The 16,471-nt window shown below is 55.6% G+C and carries 17 protein-coding genes and 2 pseudogenes; 9 read left to right on the top strand and 10 right to left on the bottom strand.

Annotation, left to right across the window (positions count from 1 at the left end; translation table 11 throughout):
• The first annotated feature begins 17 nt into the window (after window positions 1-17).
• A complete protein-coding gene (locus AArcSt11_RS12270; RefSeq protein ID WP_250597436.1) occupies window positions 18-254 on the top strand; it encodes a DUF8024 family protein in 237 nt (78 codons plus the stop codon).
• Here the strand turns inward: AArcSt11_RS12270 and AArcSt11_RS12265 are convergent.
• Window positions 208-1,191: a 5,10-methylenetetrahydromethanopterin reductase gene (locus tag AArcSt11_RS12265; protein WP_250597435.1), complete on the bottom strand. Its 984-nt coding sequence runs from the start codon at window positions 1,189-1,191 to the stop codon at window positions 208-210. The two genes, AArcSt11_RS12270 and AArcSt11_RS12265, sit on opposite strands and share 47 nt — an antisense overlap.
• Window positions 1,192-1,194: 3 nt before the next feature.
• Window positions 1,195-1,953, bottom strand: coding sequence for a coenzyme F420-0:L-glutamate ligase (locus tag AArcSt11_RS12260; protein WP_250597434.1), 759 nt, complete (start codon window positions 1,951-1,953; stop codon window positions 1,195-1,197).
• Window positions 1,954-2,082: 129 nt separating this feature from the next.
• Between AArcSt11_RS12260 and AArcSt11_RS12255 the strand changes: the two genes are divergently transcribed.
• Window positions 2,083-3,327 carry an eIF2B alpha/beta/delta subunit family protein gene (locus AArcSt11_RS12255; RefSeq protein WP_250597433.1) on the top strand — a complete coding sequence of 415 codons (1,245 nt, stop codon included), beginning with the start codon at window positions 2,083-2,085 and terminating at the stop codon, window positions 3,325-3,327.
• A gap of 61 nt (window positions 3,328-3,388) precedes the next feature.
• Here the strand turns inward: AArcSt11_RS12255 and AArcSt11_RS12250 are convergent.
• The 3 genes and pseudogenes from AArcSt11_RS12250 to AArcSt11_RS12240 all read right to left on the bottom strand — a co-directional run.
• Window positions 3,389-3,530: pseudogene (locus AArcSt11_RS12250) on the bottom strand (IS5/IS1182 family transposase); the annotation flags it as partial.
• A 71-nt stretch (window positions 3,531-3,601) separates the two neighbouring features.
• Window positions 3,602-4,168, bottom strand: a complete 567-nt coding sequence (locus tag AArcSt11_RS12245) for a hypothetical protein (RefSeq protein ID WP_250597432.1) — start codon at window positions 4,166-4,168, stop codon at window positions 3,602-3,604.
• A 256-nt stretch (window positions 4,169-4,424) separates the two neighbouring features.
• Window positions 4,425-4,763, bottom strand: coding sequence for a DUF7957 family protein (locus AArcSt11_RS12240; protein WP_250597431.1), 339 nt, complete (start codon window positions 4,761-4,763; stop codon window positions 4,425-4,427).
• A 489-nt stretch (window positions 4,764-5,252) separates the two neighbouring features.
• On the opposite strand from AArcSt11_RS12240, the gene AArcSt11_RS12235 reads away from it, so the two are divergent.
• On the top strand, window positions 5,253-6,032 hold the full coding sequence (locus AArcSt11_RS12235) for an alpha/beta hydrolase (RefSeq protein WP_250597430.1): 780 nt from the start codon (window positions 5,253-5,255) through the stop codon (window positions 6,030-6,032).
• Here the strand turns inward: AArcSt11_RS12235 and AArcSt11_RS12230 are convergent.
• The gene (locus tag AArcSt11_RS12230) at window positions 6,029-7,135 is read right to left on the bottom strand and encodes an AI-2E family transporter (protein ID WP_250597429.1); all 1,107 of its coding nucleotides are present in this window, start codon (window positions 7,133-7,135) and stop codon (window positions 6,029-6,031) included. The genes AArcSt11_RS12235 and AArcSt11_RS12230 overlap by 4 nt on opposite strands.
• Window positions 7,136-7,219: 84 nt before the next feature.
• Here AArcSt11_RS12230 and AArcSt11_RS12225 point away from each other — a divergent pair, with 84 nt between their 5' ends.
• A complete protein-coding gene (locus AArcSt11_RS12225; protein ID WP_250597428.1) occupies window positions 7,220-7,648 on the top strand; it encodes a dCTP deaminase/dUTPase family protein in 429 nt (142 codons plus the stop codon).
• Between the two features lie 218 nt (window positions 7,649-7,866).
• On the opposite strand, the gene AArcSt11_RS12220 is transcribed toward AArcSt11_RS12225, so the two are convergent.
• Both AArcSt11_RS12220 and AArcSt11_RS12215 read right to left on the bottom strand, forming a co-directional pair.
• Window positions 7,867-8,493: a TetR/AcrR family transcriptional regulator gene (locus tag AArcSt11_RS12220; protein WP_250597427.1), complete on the bottom strand. Its 627-nt coding sequence runs from the start codon at window positions 8,491-8,493 to the stop codon at window positions 7,867-7,869.
• Window positions 8,494-8,743: 250 nt separating this feature from the next.
• Window positions 8,744-9,028, bottom strand: a pseudogene (locus AArcSt11_RS12215) (endonuclease III domain-containing protein); the annotation flags it as partial.
• Between the two features lie 63 nt (window positions 9,029-9,091).
• Between AArcSt11_RS12215 and AArcSt11_RS12210 the strand changes: the two are divergent.
• The 5 genes from AArcSt11_RS12210 (at window position 9,092) to AArcSt11_RS12190 (ending at window position 13,701) form a co-directional block, all read left to right on the top strand.
• On the top strand, window positions 9,092-9,475 hold the full coding sequence (locus tag AArcSt11_RS12210) for a hypothetical protein (RefSeq protein ID WP_250597426.1): 384 nt from the start codon (window positions 9,092-9,094) through the stop codon (window positions 9,473-9,475).
• Window positions 9,472-10,614: a tyrosine-type recombinase/integrase gene (locus AArcSt11_RS12205; protein ID WP_250597425.1), complete on the top strand. Its 1,143-nt coding sequence runs from the start codon at window positions 9,472-9,474 to the stop codon at window positions 10,612-10,614. Before AArcSt11_RS12210 ends, AArcSt11_RS12205 begins: the two co-directional genes overlap by 4 nt.
• Window positions 10,615-10,900: 286 nt before the next feature.
• Complete coding sequence (locus AArcSt11_RS12200) at window positions 10,901-11,086, top strand: hypothetical protein (RefSeq protein WP_250597424.1); 186 nt, start codon at window positions 10,901-10,903, stop codon at window positions 11,084-11,086.
• Window positions 11,087-11,908: 822 nt separating this feature from the next.
• A complete protein-coding gene (locus tag AArcSt11_RS12195) occupies window positions 11,909-12,544 on the top strand; it encodes a hypothetical protein (protein ID WP_250597423.1) in 636 nt (211 codons plus the stop codon).
• Window positions 12,545-12,567: 23 nt separating this feature from the next.
• A complete protein-coding gene (locus AArcSt11_RS12190) occupies window positions 12,568-13,701 on the top strand; it encodes a competence protein CoiA family protein (RefSeq protein ID WP_250597422.1) in 1,134 nt (377 codons plus the stop codon).
• A gap of 270 nt (window positions 13,702-13,971) precedes the next feature.
• On the opposite strand, the gene AArcSt11_RS12185 is transcribed toward AArcSt11_RS12190, so the two are convergent.
• On the bottom strand, window positions 13,972-15,144 hold the full coding sequence (locus tag AArcSt11_RS12185) for a hypothetical protein (protein WP_250597420.1): 1,173 nt from the start codon (window positions 15,142-15,144) through the stop codon (window positions 13,972-13,974).
• The gene (locus tag AArcSt11_RS12180) at window positions 15,141-16,229 is read right to left on the bottom strand and encodes a hypothetical protein (RefSeq protein ID WP_250597418.1); all 1,089 of its coding nucleotides are present in this window, start codon (window positions 16,227-16,229) and stop codon (window positions 15,141-15,143) included. Before AArcSt11_RS12180 ends, AArcSt11_RS12185 begins: the two co-directional genes overlap by 4 nt.
• Between the last annotated feature and the right edge of the window lie 242 nt (window positions 16,230-16,471).

Below are 16,471 nucleotides of genomic sequence, written 5' to 3'. Positions count from 1 at the left end.
CCCACAAAGAGCCACTCATGTACGAACTCCTGGCTACACTGGCGGTGACGACGTTCGTCGGGGACCTCGGGACGGCAGCAGAACACTTCGAGGCCGCTCTGACTGTCGATCCCCTTTCGGCGATCCTCGTGATCGTCGGTCAGTTGATCATCGGCGTCTCGGTGCTTGTCTTTGGCTATCTTACCGTCCGTGCCGCGATCGATCTGGTTACTCCGGAGTCCGTCGGTCAAGCGCCGCCCCGAGATGAGCAATAGCTGACTCCTGATCCGGGCCAAGCGGTGTCCCGGCGACGAAGCCGTCGGCGTACTCCATGATCTCGCCGATCCGTGCTTCGACGTCCTCGGGCGTCCCGGCGACCGAGAACGCATCGATCATTTCGGGCGTGACAGCGCCAAAGGCCTCGCCGAAGTCGCCGCGCTCGATCGCGTCGCCGACCGCAGCAGCCTGCTCGCGGTCGATTCCGTGTCGGTCCAGCACCGGTGGGGCCGCGCCCGAGGCGATGAAGGCGACGGGCTGACGCGCCAGTTCGCGGGCTGCCTCGGCGTCCTCGTCGACGCTGACGCTCGCGTAGGCGGCGAACTCGAACTCGCCGCGCTCGTCGGGCCGGTCCGCCAGTCCTTTCTCGACCTGTTCTGCCGCCCACGCGAAGTCGTCGGGGTGGGAGGCATTGTAGAGGAGGCCGTCGGCGTGTTTCGCGCTCATCCGGATCATGTGCGGTCCCTGTCCCCCGACGTAGACGGGGATCTCGCCGTCGACGTCGTACTCCAGTCCGGCGTCTTTCGCAGTGAACGTCCCGTCGTGGCTGACGCGCTCGCCCGCCCAGAGGTCCTGGGCGACTTTGAACGATTCGAGCACACGCCGGAGCGGCTTGTCGCGCTCGACGCCGAGCCCCGACAGCGTCGATTTGTCGCCGGGGCCGATGCCGAAGACGGCCCGCCCGTCGCTGACCTCCTGTAGGGTAGCAACCTGCGAGGCGAGCTGGACCGGATGGACGACGTACGGGTTGGCCGCCGCAGGACCCACACGGATCTCGTCGGTCGCCGCGGCGATCCGGTCGAGCGTGACGAACGGATCGCGGTTGAAGTAGTGACACGCCGCAAACAGCGTGTCGAAGCCGTTTCGCTCGGCCGCCTGCGCGCGGTCGACGATCTCTGCCACTGGATGTTCGGGGGTAAGTTCGATTCCGTGCATAGATTAGTCCTCGTAGCTCCACTGTCGCAGCGCCTGCTGAACGAAGTCGCCGTCGAGATCGCGGAACAGTTCGTCGCTTCCGCCGTGCTCGCCGAAGTCCCAGTCGCGGATCACGACAACCGGCGTCCCGCCTGCGCCCTCACCAGCGACGAGGTTCGCCGTCGCCGCGAGTTCGTCGACGACCGACTGGACCGTCACACCGAGTTCGCGCCCGTCCCGGTCGTGTTCGCCGCGCCAGTCGCGGCTCGCGGGCATCCCCGCCCAGCCGATCGTGACGCCGCGCTGGCCGTGGCGGAACGGCCGCCCGCAGGTGTCGGTGACCAGCACCGGCGCGTCGACGTCGAGCCCGGCGCGGATCTCGGCAGCGCGCTCGGATGGGTCCTCGGGCAACAACAGGAGGTCGTGGCCGGGCACGTTCGAGCGGTCGATCCCCGCGTTGACCGTGATGTGGCCGAAGTGGGTCCGGGTCAGCAGGAACGGCGACTCGATCAGCAGCTCTTCGCTCTCTTCGAGCACCGCCTGTGCGAACCGCGGGTCCTTCTCGTCGCCGGTCGCGTCCTCCAGTCGCTGTGCAACCGATCGGGCCCGGTCGTCCGCCGGAAAATCGTCGAGGTCGGCAGTCCGCCCCGTCGCTTTCGAGACGACGGTGCTCGCGACCGCGACGATGTCCGACGGTCGCAGGTCTATCCGCTCGTCGACTAACGCGGCGATGTCGTCACCTTCCCGTATCTCCGGGAGATCGGGCACCGGGAGCGCCTGCATAGTCGCCCCTCGGCAGCGTGGCGATAAAAGGCCCCTGATGGTGGAAAGCACGGCCGCTGTCGAAGGTGCCCTGAAAACCCCCGTTCCCATGTCGAAAGACGTTCGGGCGGCGAGCGTCTCCTCGTGCGTATGACGACGTTCTACGCAGTACTCCGTCACCATGGGGACGTGCTCGTCGAACAGGGCGAGCAGGGATGGGCGTTGCCGACAGTCGACGGCGAAGACGCCGATCGGGCGGTCGCTGGGTTGGTCCCGGGCGACGTCGACAGCCAGCAGGTTCGGATCGGTGCGCCGATCGGGAATGACCAGCTACGGCCGGTGCTGTTCGACCTGCCGGAACGCCCCACGGTCGGCACGGAGCGCGCCTGGCGCTGTCCCACCACGCTGCTCGACGATGACGCCGCCCCCAGCGCGTGGGACCCCTACGAGCGCGTTGCGCCGACGGTTCGCTCCATCGCGGCGGACGACGAGCACGGCGCTGCCTCTCTCTCGGTGCGGGCGCTCGAAGTGCTCCGGGACCGGGCTGCGCTGCTGGCCGCCGAGGGCGAGCGGGACCCGGATGAACTCCACGATCTCGGACGGCGACTGCTCAGAGCCCGCCCGAGCATGGCCGTGCTCCGCAATCGCGTGAACCGGGCGGTAAGCGACGCGGGGGGTGCAGACGAATGGAATGGCACGGACGACCCGACACCCGACGCAATCCAGCGCGCCGCCACGGCTGGTATCGACCGCGCGATCGATTCGGACGCCGAGGCGGCCGCAGCAGCCGCGGAGCTGATCGAGGGCGACGCCGTGCTCACGCTCTCGCGTTCGGGAACCGTGCTGGACGCGCTCGGTAGTGCGACCCTCTCGGGGGTCTTCGTCGCCGAGTCCCGCCCGGCCCGCGAAGGGATCGACGTCGCGGAGCGACTCGCGGCCGAACACGACGCGCCGGTCACCGTCCACACCGACGCCGCGATCGCCCACGTGCTTGCGACCGAAGACGTCGATGCGGTGCTCGTCGGCGCGGACACGATTCTGCCGGACGGCCGGGTGATCAACAAGACCGGGACGCGCGTTGCCGCGCTGGCCGCCGCTCGCGAGGAGGTTCCGGTCTACGTCGTCGCGGCCAGCGACAAGGTTAGCCACGAGTCGGCCGTCAATCTCGAATCCGGCGATACAGGGGCAGTGTACGACGGCGAGGCGGGGCTGGACGTGTTGAACCCCACGTTCGACGTCACGCCGGGCGATCTCGTTGCGGGCGTCATCGCCGAGCGGGGGGTGCTCGACGCCGCGGAGATCGAAGCGATCGCCGAGGAGCACGCCGCTGCAGCAGCGTGGCAGGACCCGCCAACTGATGGGCACGAAGACCCGCGAGAATCGGAATGGGAGTAGGGGCTCCGTCGAAATGGTTGGAATGAGACATCTTTGAAAACCTGCTGAATATAAAGTGCATTTTCAGCGTCTGGATGCTGTAGTTGTGGGGGCGACAACAGTGCTGGCGTTCTCCCGATCGGAATACGTTAGACGATGGCAGCATGGCCCGATGGATCGTGCTCCTGCGCGGACAGGTCCAGGAGCACTCGACAGACCGCCATCGTGATTAACTCGTTGTAGAGAACTACATTTCGGAGCGAACACGGATGACCGGTATTTGGTGCATACGATTTCAAGATGAGAGGTTGTTATCGCCGAGATGTGCTGTTTCGAGTTCGCTGAATCCACTTTTCAGTTTTTTATCAACAATCACTGTTTCAAGATCGGATGTGATGAGTTCATTGCATGCTTCGACGAATTCGTTATTGCTTCTTCGTCCATGAACGGCGTGGTGTTCGTCGTTATCAGTCTTGATGTTCACAACGATAACATCGTGGCTTTCTCGTGTGAAGTATTCAACCGTCGTGGTGAATCCACCCAGGATAAAAAAGCCCATGATGAGGGTGATACTATTGACTTCGGGATTTGTTATTTGGCCGGCAAAGGACATCATATAGGTGAATATCACCAGGACGGCAGTGATAGCCGCAAAGAACCAGCCGAGGAATCTGTTCTGGGTGAGTGTTGTATCCCGGTTTATCGTAATACTGGTAACTTCGTCCGTTGGAATCGAAAATGACGGCCACGTAGACGCATCTTCCGGACTGTATGTAATATGTGTGTCATCCCCGGCGAAGGTTCCCGTGTTCTCTCCATCAATGACGTATTCATCAACGTATGCTACAGCTTTGAACTTCATCGTTGGGAAGTTGAACTATGTATAGTTGTTTATTGTTGATAACTTTATTCATTGTTAGAGGATGTCAGCGTGATCTTTAGGCGAGTTGGGTTCTGAGTTCTTACTCTTAATGAGCCGGTATGAGTCTAGGCACCAACATCATTTGTTTCAGTCCACTACCAGTGATTCAGCCGTTCGGTAGCCGTGCACCTCTGACGATGACGCTCACCTATCGACTCAAATATTTCTTGCATTTCCCAGTTGTGTGTATGGCCGGTCAAAATCTTCGGAACTGTTTTTTAAGAACCTCGCCTGTTTCGGGTGCGAGACAGTATTCGTCGCCTCGCCAATTAAGTGCCCAAATTTCACCCTCTCTTTCTACTATATTCGTATAGTGTGAAGAGCGCTCTGAAGGGTCTATAACCGGTTCAATCTCCCACAGTTGATGACCAGAGTGATTTATTCCGAGTACATTCCTGTTATTGTGCTCGTTGACCGGGACATCTAGGAGAACTATGATTGTCTCCTTTGTTTTGAGATACTTTTTTATTGGGTGTTTGAATTTGACCTTAGAGTTTCCAATTTTTAGTGTGTCATCTCCAATCCTTTGCACCATTTTCAACCAGCCCACGATACTCAATGATAATACCTTTTGGTGTTATAAATTCTCCTCTGGATGCCTTCCCGCTGCTTTTTATGAAACTGCTGAACTGCCAGAACCTCGGAGGATGGTTTTGATGCGTGCCTTATTTGAGCCTGTTCAGAGCGAGAATTAGCCGATCAGTACGTGCCCTGTATCAATCGATCTGAATAACTGACTTTTTGGTGGACTACCCGTGCAAGACTCGCGCTCTGATTCAGCATGCTACATGTGTCTGTTGCAGAGGGTTTCAACAGAGCCGGGGGAGTGTGTACAGCGATCGAACCAGACGCGACCCGCAAGCGTAAAACGCCGCCGCGGCCTACCACCGACGGGCGGCAGTGACGACGGTTACCCCCACCGAGCCCCTTGTGACGACGACCTTTCCCGAGCCGCCCTCTCAAACGTCCCAAGTGGCTACGCTCTCCGGCAGGCTTATTCCTGGCGTGGCTCGACTGTGAGCGCATGGCAACAGCCGAATCGACGGTGACCGTTCACACGGATGTGCCGTTCCGGGAGGTGGCGGGCGAGACGCTCCGGCTCGACGTCTACGAGCCAGCCGACCGTGAGGGGCCGCTTCCCGTAGCCGTTCTCGTCCGTGGGGGCGGGTTCCTCTTTGGCGACAAGGGCGAGTTCGCCCGGCACGCGATCGACGTCGCGAGCGACGGCTATCTCGCCGTCGAACCGCAGTACAGGCTCGCGCCCGAACACCAGTTTCCCGCAGCGCTCACGGACGTCCGTGCGGCGATCGAGTGGATCCGATCCGTGGGAGAAGAGTACGGCGCGGATCCCGACCGTGTCGCCGCGATCGGGCACTCCGCAGGCGCAAATCTGGTCGCCCTCGCCGCGGCGACCGCTGCAGAGGCGGGTGTCACTCCGCCCGCGGCGGTCGTCGGCTACTCGGGGATCTACGATTTCCGGGCTGGCGACGAGGACGGTGCATCCGGGGACTCCGAGATCAATACCCAGTATCTCGGCGGCTCCTTCGAGGAGGTCCCCGACCGTTACGAGGCGGCCTCGCCCGCGGCCCGAGTCGACGACTCGATGTCGCCCACGCTCTTGCTCCACGGGAACGACGATGGGGTCGTTCCGCCCGCACAGTCCGAGCAGTTTGCCGAGGCGCTCGCACCAGTAGCCGACGTCGAGTTCGAGACGCTCCCGAGCGATCATGCGGTGCCGTTTCACGGTGACATGTACGACGAGGTGTACGAACTGACGCGGGACTTTCTCGAAGAACGAGTCTAGCCGCTGGCCCCGGAGCCGCCCGATTCGGGTGGCCCATCGTCCCCCGTCTCGGCCGTCGCGTCCTCTCTCGACGGACTCGACACGCCGTGCGTTCGATCGAACACGGTCACTGCGGCTTTGAACAGGGCGAGCAGAATCGGGCCGAGGAACAGACCCATGATGCCGAGCAGGTAGATCCCGCCGAGGACGCCGACGAGCACGATGGCGGGGTGGACGCCCGATCCCGCGTCGACGAAGATCGCGCGGAGGTAGTTGTCCACCACCGAGAGGACCGCGACGCCGTAGACAAGCAGAATGACAGCGCCAACCGGTTGACCGACGACGACGAGATAGACGACCATCGGAGCCCAGACCAGCCAGACGCCGACTACGGGCATGATCGAGGCGATGACCATGACGACCGCCCAGAATGCCGCGTTGGGGACGTCGACGAGCCAGAGACCGATCCCCCCGAGAATCCCCTCGACGACGGCGACCAGCAAGTGGCTACCGATGACGGCCCAGGTCACGACCGACATCTCGTCGTACAGTTCGTCCTGCACGTCGTTGTCGAGCGGCGTCACCTCGCGGGTCCACTCGACAAGGTCGGGACCGTCGACCAGCAGGTAATACAGCAGGAAGGCGAGAATCAACACGCCGAACCCGACGTCAACCGTCGTATCGAGCAGGCCAAGCGTCTGGGTCAACAGGATCTCGGCCGAGGCGGCGAGCAGGTCCTCGAACTCCTCGATTGCTGCGGCCTCGATCTCCTCGACGTGGCCCGGATCGACGCCGAGGTCGTCGACAAGAAAGCCACGGACGGAGTCCAGAAAGACCGAGAGATCACTGCCCTGCAAGTCGTCCAGGAACGTTATCGTCGTGTCCAGCAGGATCAGTGTCAGTACGAGGAGCGGCACAATGGCCGTGACGAACGCGACTGCCGTGAGGACGGCCGCGGACGGACGCGGACCGATCCGCTCGCTGAGTCGCTCGTGGAGCGGAAAGAGCACGAACGCGAGCAGTCCAGCGGCGAGCACGTACTGGAGGAACGGGTCGACGAGCAGGAACCCGATAATCCCGAGGACAGCGACCAGGAGGGCGAAGAAGGCGGTTCGAACGTCCATACGGCGAGCACAGAAGGAAGCTATGTAAACGTTGATATCGTCAGTACCGGGACTTTTTGCACCGGCGCGTCGACATCACTGCCGATGCCCACTGTTAGCGAACTCCTCGACGCGATGGACGGAATCGTGCATCAACCGACACAGCAACACGATGACAGGGTCGATCTGACTGTCACCGAGGTGTACGAGATCGAAGCACCGGGACGGGTCGATTTCGGCGGGGGCGAGCTAGAGGCGGCCGAACTCGTCGCCCACGACCGGACCTGGCGCAACGACGATGACGAGTATCAGTGGTGGCATCTCGACGCCGGGCAGTATCTGATCGAGTACAACGAGCGTCTGGATATTGACGAACGTGCAGTTTTGCAGATTCGGGACGAACTCCGGGCCCGCGGCGCATTGCATCCGACGCTGCACGTCGAGTCGCTCTCATTGGTGCCGCTGTCGGTCGGTGGAGCGGGAATCTACCTCAAGGAAAACGCACGAGTATCGACGCTGCTCGCAGGAGAGTGAGTTCAGAAGTGGCCATCCAGCCAGTGTTAAATCCCAAAATGATACATATAGTCAGTATAGGGGAAGCCGTTTAGTGTGTCTGTGAGCGACGTTCGGACGCGTGCTTTCAGCACGCACGGTCGTCATCCGGTGTTCCACTTCACCGGGCGGAGCGGGGGGATGGCTGGCTTCCGGTGTGTGACTGGCCTCCGATGGCCGTCCGCCCGCTTTCGCACGTTCTATCGACGGGTTGCATCGTCGCTGACGAGCAACCCCTCGACGAGCTGGTCCTCTAACTGTTTGCGGACCCGCTGGGAGTACGCCGGATCGTCGAGCGTTATCTGGCGTGTCCGCGCACCGTCGAGCGTGGCGACGATCAGCCGCGCAGTTCCCTCCGGTTCGACGTCCCGAAAGACGCCCTGTTCGATCCCATCTCGGATGATTTCGACGACGATCCTCCGCAGTACTTCGTCGCTTCGGGCGAGCTCTTCGCGGTAGGTTTCGTTGAACGGGCCGCGTGAGCGCAGTTCGAGTAGGGCGAGATGAAGCGCTGTGCGGTCATCCTCTTCGGGCTCTAGGACCCAGAGATCCAGAAACTCCCGAAGCCGTTCGGTGGCAGAGTCGTTCTCGTCGGGTGCGACCGTCGATTCGAACTCGGTAATCAGGTGGTCGATAAACGCCGCAAGTAGCTCCTCTTTCGTGTCGAAGTGGTAATGCAACAGTGCCGTGCTCTTTCCCGCCTCGTCGGCGATATGTTGCATCGTGAGGTCGGCGTGGCCGTGCTCGCAGAGCGCGCGATACGTCGCATCCATGATCTCATCACGCGAATCCGACGCGGCCTCTGACTCGTCTGACGTGTCGCTCATCCCGACTGACTACCCAGTTAGCAAGCGATAAACCGGTTTCGGAGTTCACTGATGATCAGGGCTGTTTCCGGCTATACTTCAACTTTCGAAGTGATACACTTCGACGACTGTAGTTATGCGTCAGGAGAGCAGAGAGCGTAGTTAGCACGAATACTGGTAGAGATTGCCCACCGTGCCAACAAACGCTCAACCGGCCGCGGAGGATCACCGATCCAGCGGTCGCCATCCCGTGCCGTGGGTCCAGTGCCGATCACTGCGCGTCGACCGGATCGACGACTTCGCCACTTTCGGGGTAGACGCCGACCTGCTCACAGAGATCAGCCATCGGGCAGGCCTCGGGGTCGTCAAGACAGGCGGGCTTGCGTGCGGAACAAAACTCCCGGCCGAACTGGATCGTCGCAGTGTGGCCGAACCCGCATTTGTCCGCCGGGACGTCACGTTCCAGTACCGTTCGGACCGCTTCGTGGTCAGCGTCGGCGGGTGCGATTCCCATGCGCCGGTAGATCCTGTGGACGTGCGTGTCGACGGGAAAGACTTTGATAGATGGTGGTAGCGTGATACCATACAATTTTAAAGACAGCTGGTGAATTCAGGAAGTATGACTGATGCAGATGATGAAAATGAACGCGTACAAATCACTGTCTGGGTGGATGAAGATAAGCGAGATAAATGGGATGAATATACTGATGAACTCGGTTTTGAATCTCGCGGAGCACTAATTCGTAACGCTGTTCGGTATTTTTATTTCTCTCAAACTCAGGCAGAAGGACAACGTATCCTGAATAGATTAGATACGATGGAAGAGCGCGACAAACGTACGGAGTCGAAGCTTGATTCGGTCAAAATCGACCAGTTAGAAGAAACTGATATAGATATTATAGCAGCTGAAGTCGAGCACGCTGTTGCTTCAGAAATCAAACGAATCTTCGGAGATGTGGATTCCATTGAAGATATTCCGAGCCCACAGAGTGATGACCTATGAGTAATGTTTCAGGACGCATATATGAACTGGAGACAGAGCTAAACTTCCCTCGCGGTGAAAACTGGCTCAGAGACTTGCAAAGTCGAAGAAGTGACGGTAATATCAAACGGAAGCGGATAGCTTTAGAGCAGTTTGACCAGTTCTTAATCGATTACATGGGGGTGGCTGATGAGGATGTCATCAAAAATTTCGAGACATGGTTGGATGGATTATACCCGTACTTAAACACACCTGAAAACTGCGGCCACGAAGTATTACGGAAATTTTCGCAGTGGCTGGAAACAGATGCAGGGTTAGCACATTCAACAATACAAGGTCGATTCTACGATGTCCGCACGTATTTAAATCGGTATCACATTGACACGCGGAAATATGATACAGATGGCATCGGATATATCGATGCAAATAATAAAAAGTTCGAGGACGACTATCTTCTCCAGTGGCTGGATGCTGGCAGTGAGGCCCGAAAACAATTGCATCGTAACGATGTTAACTGGATTAAATTGGAACTCATTGAAAAATTAATTGATGGGGCAAAAAATTTCAAAAATGAGATGGTAATCCGCTGCCTTTGGAATTTCGGTTGTAGACCCCATGAATTAGCGAATGCGAAACTAATTAACCATGAACCTGAAAACCGCCTTGTTAGAATTCGTACGAGGAAGATAGATGACCCAGACCACGAACTATATCTTAGACCAGTCTATTATTCACGTTCCATGCGAACCCATATGAGGGAGTGGCTCGACAAAGGTGGCCGAGATGCATATTCGCATGCCTCAGAGTCTGATAATCTGATAGTCGGATATAATACGCCCTCAATACAAGCTCGACAAGTAAATAAAATAGTCAAATTAGCTGCTGAGAATGCTGGAATCCAAGAGGACGGGATTCAACGAGCTGATGATACAGTTAATAATCGTATCACAGCTAAAACATTACGTCATTCATTTGCCGTTCACTCTGTTCGAGGAGTGGAACGAACAGGAACACCACCGATGGACATCGAACGATTGCGACGAGTAATGGGGCACGAGAGTCTAGAATCGACTAAATATTATTTGCGATTCAGGGATATTGAACTCAGGGATGCGTTCGACCGTTGCCACCCTGATTATACGTACGACCCGACAGAATAGCGTTGTTCTTACTAACATAACCGAACTGCTTTCTTGCGATTCTGATTCAATCACGTAGTGAATAGTCAGTACATAAATTCATTTGGCGTTATAGATAGAATACATAACTGCACCCACAGACGCGCGATAAGGAGCTACTCTTCCCAGTTCTGGTATGGGGATACCCTATACTGTCCGTTAAATATAGACGCAAAAGGTAGGGTATGACGCTATATTTTCGAGTCCATTTAATGAAAATGAGACCAAAGAGCTAATTGCTGCGTTTCTTGTCGATATGGTCATGTTCATGTCACAAGATGAGGTCGAGCGTAACGCGCGTAAGGCAGGCATGACGCCGAGAGAGTATTGTCTCAAAGAAATCAGTGAATGGAAGGAGATGCTGGACCACGTGAGCGACGATTTTGGCGGTCTTGATGATGATGAGTTCCATGAGCAGGTTGAGCGCCAAGTAGACAGTTACAGGAGAGAGTGAGATGAATGAATCTCGATAGAGAACCCGAGTATGAGCTTGACGACCGACTAATCACAATAATGGATGACGGCTGGACCGAAGATAATCCACGTCAGAGAGTCATCAAGCGACGGTTCTTAGATTTGGATTCACAGGAGTTTCAGTACGCTATCGGATTATCAAAGGTTCCTGAATCGTTTGAAATTTGGTCACAACAAGATTTGGACGAGCACTATCGCGTGGTCATGAATGATGACTGAATTCGAATGTCGAGAGTGCGGTGAGACGACTCCGTTGAGTGATGATGGTGTAGTCAGTGACGGACAGCTCCTAGAGTGCCATGATTGCGATGCTGAGTTTTTCGTGTATCTCCACGACAGGGACACTGTAGCTCGTAATCTGATGGAGTGGGAGCGGACAGTGAGTTATCTATTCGTACGGGCAAGAGACGAAGGTCTGTTAGCCGTGGATGACGAGGATGAAGGGCGAATCGAGGAGCTTTTGCAATTCTTGAGACATCTACGTGAAGAACCTACGGAGTAAGTACTGAAAATGGTGCGTGAGTGTCCGAGGCTTCAACGCACCACTCAAAGATTTCTATCGTATAACGTCAATCTATCGATGCATATTCACCATTCGAACCAGAATCAATACCATGCGTGCTGAGTCTGAAGTCTCCATCACTTGTTATTTCTCTGCTGTAATCCTTGGCCTTGTAATGTTCTTCGCTCTCGAATGGGTAGCGAGCTACGTATCGTGGAACTTAGAGAGTCAGAGGAATAAACACATTTAAGTACTAATTTAACCGAAGAGACTTTTTATGTTCTATGGAAACTGATGAGTATGTATGATATAGGTGATGAGAAGTTGGATACACTTGGGACGACTGCGGACGAGTTAGCCGCTATCGGCCAACTTCTTAATCAACCCCGACTTGCTCATATCTGGTACACCCTCTACGTAGAGGGGAACATCGTCGAAGAGGGCGACAATCCGTTTCTCGGGGATGGGCTAAGCGTCCCCAAATTAGAAGAATACCTAGAGGTCCCGCAGTCGACACTGTACAACGACATCGAGGAACTCGTCGACATTGGCGCAGTAGAAATAGCCTCAAACTCCCAATCAAAAGGGTATAGAGCCGGTTTTCTTGAGGCTGAAGGCAAAATTGTCGACGAAATGAACGAGGATGACGCAATCGTCAATCCTCCGCTGATTGGGTTAGTGGGACAAGCATACGTCAATGACGATGTAGCGGACTTCCTCGACGAATACGGACACGACGCCGTATGGGAAGGCCTCACTTTCTATCGGGCGCATCTCACTGGGAGAATGGACCACGATTTTACCGAACTCATCCCCCACATCCCTGACCCGCAGCTGGAGACGATTGTGCCCTCGTTGAGACACATCCTCCGACAGATGTCCCGAGACCCTCTCTGGGGTATGGATTACTCAGACGTATTGAACACAAGCAAATAGTCCGCTCAGGAGTCCATCAACATATGCCGTTCACCGCGCGAATCGACGGGGAACTCTGTACTCCACACGAAGCAAATAATAGTGATTCTCCAGAGTGCCCTGGATGCGGAAACCAACTCGCAATTCGGGAGTCTCACCGTCGAAAAGGGTCATTTGTGGCTCGCCATTTTATACATCCGACGCAACCACCAGGCGGTTGTTCAGGAACAGGTAGCGGTGAATCAGCGGAACACAAACGACTGAAATCTATCGCCGCCTCAAAAGCCGAGGCGACGTTCTCCAATTCGACCGTCTCGATTGAAACTCCAATTGGAGACCGGCGTACAGACGTTCTGGTCGAGTTCGACCATCATCATGAATCACTCGGAGACGGGATTGCAATTGAGGTCCAATATAAACACCATACGAAGGATAAAGAAGCCGTCCAAGCGACGTTTCGCTCGAACGAGTACAGTGTTCTATGGCTCAATTCTACGCATTTCGACGACCACAACGTTAACCTCGGAGCTGGTGACCTCTCGAAGTGGTGGGCGGCGCAGATACCGCCTCCAGACGAGTGGTCCGGGTATCACAACATCATCAAGTGGCTACGACTACCCCACCACCCATCAGTAAAGCGAACTATCCCGTTCCCAGATGAGTTGTTTACGCCCCAGCATTCAACACTCTGGGCAATAAGCCTGTACAACACCTATTCAGGCAAGGGGGGAGAACAGACTATATTCAGTGCCCCACTCTACGATAGCGGCCGAACAAGGAGCGAGATAGGGTTAGCAGTCGATGGAATGGGTCGCCTTCGAGTCCTCTTGAGGAAAATACGTAACGGCTCTGTTATTGAGTACGAAGATGACCCAAACCTGAGAAGGAGGTCACAGGACTTGAAACGGCTGGCTAACATCCTGTCAGAATGGAATGCAGAACAGAGGCGAGATTGGGCGACTAGAACGTCAAATCGTCAGTCCGGCAACTGGGTTACAGTTTGGAAGGTCGATACCGGGATGTGTCGTCTCAAATTACTCTGTAACGCTGAGACAGGCGAGCCCACAGTTGGGCTGGCGGACCACCATCAAGGCTCAGTAACAGCACTGGTAGACCCAGAAATGGCGTCTGAGAGTATCAAATGGGTCACCCTGATACAGCTACAGATTCAAAAGTAGCACAATTCTGCTGTCGTCGAAGGACCGATTCTCCGACATACCTTTGCAGATATAGAATAATGGACACACGTATATTGAAATCTACGAGCCAGTCGTACACAACGGCAACGAAACCCGACCGCAGGTGGTGCAACTCCTCCGACGGCCGCCTCTGTCTTGACAGCCTGTTCGAATCCACTCTTACAGCCCAGAGAACGTGGACGCTGCCATCCGAAACCTCAAACACTGGATTCTAATTGACGGCGAGAGAGTTCGGGTAAAGTGCAACCGCTACTCGCTGGTTCCGTATATTTGACCGTCGAAAGTCCTCCAGTCATCATCCAACCGAGTTTGCTCGCGCGTGAACTCCTCGCAAGCCTGCTCCAACGCGCGCTCCTTCTTTCGCTCCACCGACATCTCGTCAAAGTACTTTTGTTCGGCCGAGGATTTCGCGACGTGGTATTTACTCCCCCTGAAGTAAATTCGGTAATCACGTTCCGAATTCAGGTCGTTATCCACGAATATATCGATTTTCAGTCCGACATCGAGAATGCGTTCCACACGTTCATCCACGAGTTTTTCGCGCCGGTCTCCAGAGAATCCGACCTCTAGGTGCCTATCAAAGCGTTCACGGAATTCACTCCGCTCGAACTCAAACGGATGTTCGTCCCCTTCCTGCTTCTTTTCTTTAATAATGTCTTCAGTAAGCACCTTCATTTGGGTGAGAGGATGGTCGCCGTACGTGAATTCGAGCGGGTTCTCTACTTTCCCCGCATCGATGGAGTCCTTGATTACGCCTGCAAGAGGCTTATCACGAACTTCGCCTTCAACGTGGACCATCCCCTGTTCGCGGCCATCGTACCCCCAAAACGCGAAGTCGTCAGGGAGGTCCATATCCTCCGACAGCTTCTCGTAGTTCATCGAGTGAATGGGGATTATCATCCCGAGAAGGACACACTGGGTGTATTTAATCTCCGTATCCTCGAATCCAATTTGGGATTTGAGCCTCTGCCTGTACTCTTCTGTATCCATTACGTCACGGATACCTTGGAGCTTTGAAATCCAGCGTCCACTTGCCTCGCTCCCGGCCTTACACTCGACGATACAGAGGTATATCTCGTCGTCATCGTTGTCTTCAGTCTCGCGGACGAGGAGTACATCACCGTTCGTGACCTCTTCGTCTTCAGTATGATTGAGTTCCTCCAGCGGTTCGGTAATGGCGAACTCGTACCCGCTTGAATACCCATCGGCTATTGGGGTCTGGTGGAATCCTGATGCAACAGCTGTGACGAGTTCAAGATGGTCTTCTGACTCTTGGTAGCCCGTTTCCAGGTCGTCACGGACTTCCTCCTCCGATGTACTATCCAGTGCGTCCTCGTACAGCGTGTTGAATCGGGTAAGGTCGTCTGGCGGTAGGTCGGACCGAATGCTCTCGACCTTATCGTCGGCCCATCGCCTTGTCATGCAACCTTTCTAGCTATCGATTTGGGGTCGATTTGGTCGTTGATGAATTCAAAAACTCGAATTGACTGGTCAATACCTGTATCCTCACGAGGATAGATTCGAATGGAGTTCTCGTTCGAACGGAGAATTGTCTTCCCCAACGTCCGTTCATCAATAAGTTCCGCACTAAAGTGATAGCGGTCGTCACCGGCTCGGACATCCAACTCGGATAGGTCAAATTCCCAATCCTCTTGCAATACTTCCCCCTCAAATTGTTGCACGTCTTCGTCTGTAAGCTCGTGGCTGAGTTCGACAGCCCACGGACGACTCTGAGCCATCCCGCCACTCTGTGTGTACTTATTTGTTCGAGTAGAGAACCCGGAGGTGTCGATGGCCTTCTTGACCTCACGCAGACGCTCGATAGAATCCTCGATAACTGTTAGAACTTGTTCGAGCCCCCCGTTGTTTATGGTGAATACTCCCCGAGTCGTCACCCGGAACTTGAACTCATTCGTTTTCTGGAATTTGATATTCGTCGGCAACACCCCATACTCGTATTTTAGCTCGTTGAATGTATCCAAGCCGTCTTTCGCGTAGTACTGGAAGGTCCGTTCAAAACGCGGGCGGCGGTTCGCCTCTACCTCAGAATGGCGGCTCCGGGTCGCGGTGAAATACGGGATGATAACGTCAGGGTGTTTGTTTACGACGCGTTGACGGAGATTCTCCATCTCACGCTTGCTAATCCAAAGCCGACCGATATTTTGCTCGCCCTTAAAATAAGCGTTAATCGTCTCTGGAAAGTCGCGAGTCTTTCGTCCAGTGGTGAAGAAAATTGGGAACTCGTTGCTAAGGAAGACATAGTAGGGAACATCGAATTCCTTGGCGTTCAATAACAGAAGATTGCCGTTCTGCCGTTCCAAGGAAAAGTGTGACTCCAGCGAGTGGACGAATTCATCTGTGGAGTCGAAGTCACAAACCGAGCCGATAACGCTCAAGTCGCCATCGAAGTTAGTGACATTTACGTTCTGGCGGATGTGGAAGGTGACCTCTTCGAGAGTATCGAACTCTCTATCACCGACATTCAGAAAGTCCATATCGGAACGCATTATTGAGGCTCACCTCCATTCGTTCTAAAAATTCATCACTCAACCATTAAATAACCACATGGAAAATGCCAAGACTCCATCTCAGCCGTAGTATTCGTCGAGTGCTTCTTGGATGAGCTTCCTCCGACGCCGGTCGTCAAATAGTCTATTCCGGGAGAGTTTCGTCAAGAAATTCGGTCTCGCTCACACGGACGAGCCACACGCAAGAACGAGAGAAAGCCACGCTACGATGTAACACTAGG

It is taken from the genome of Natranaeroarchaeum aerophilus (assembly GCF_023638055.1).
In the GTDB taxonomy this organism is placed as follows: Archaea; Halobacteriota; Halobacteria; order Halobacteriales; family Natronoarchaeaceae; genus Natranaeroarchaeum; species Natranaeroarchaeum aerophilum.
Note: the sequence above shows the minus strand (reverse complement) of the source record. Positions and strands in the feature narration are given on the sequence as shown.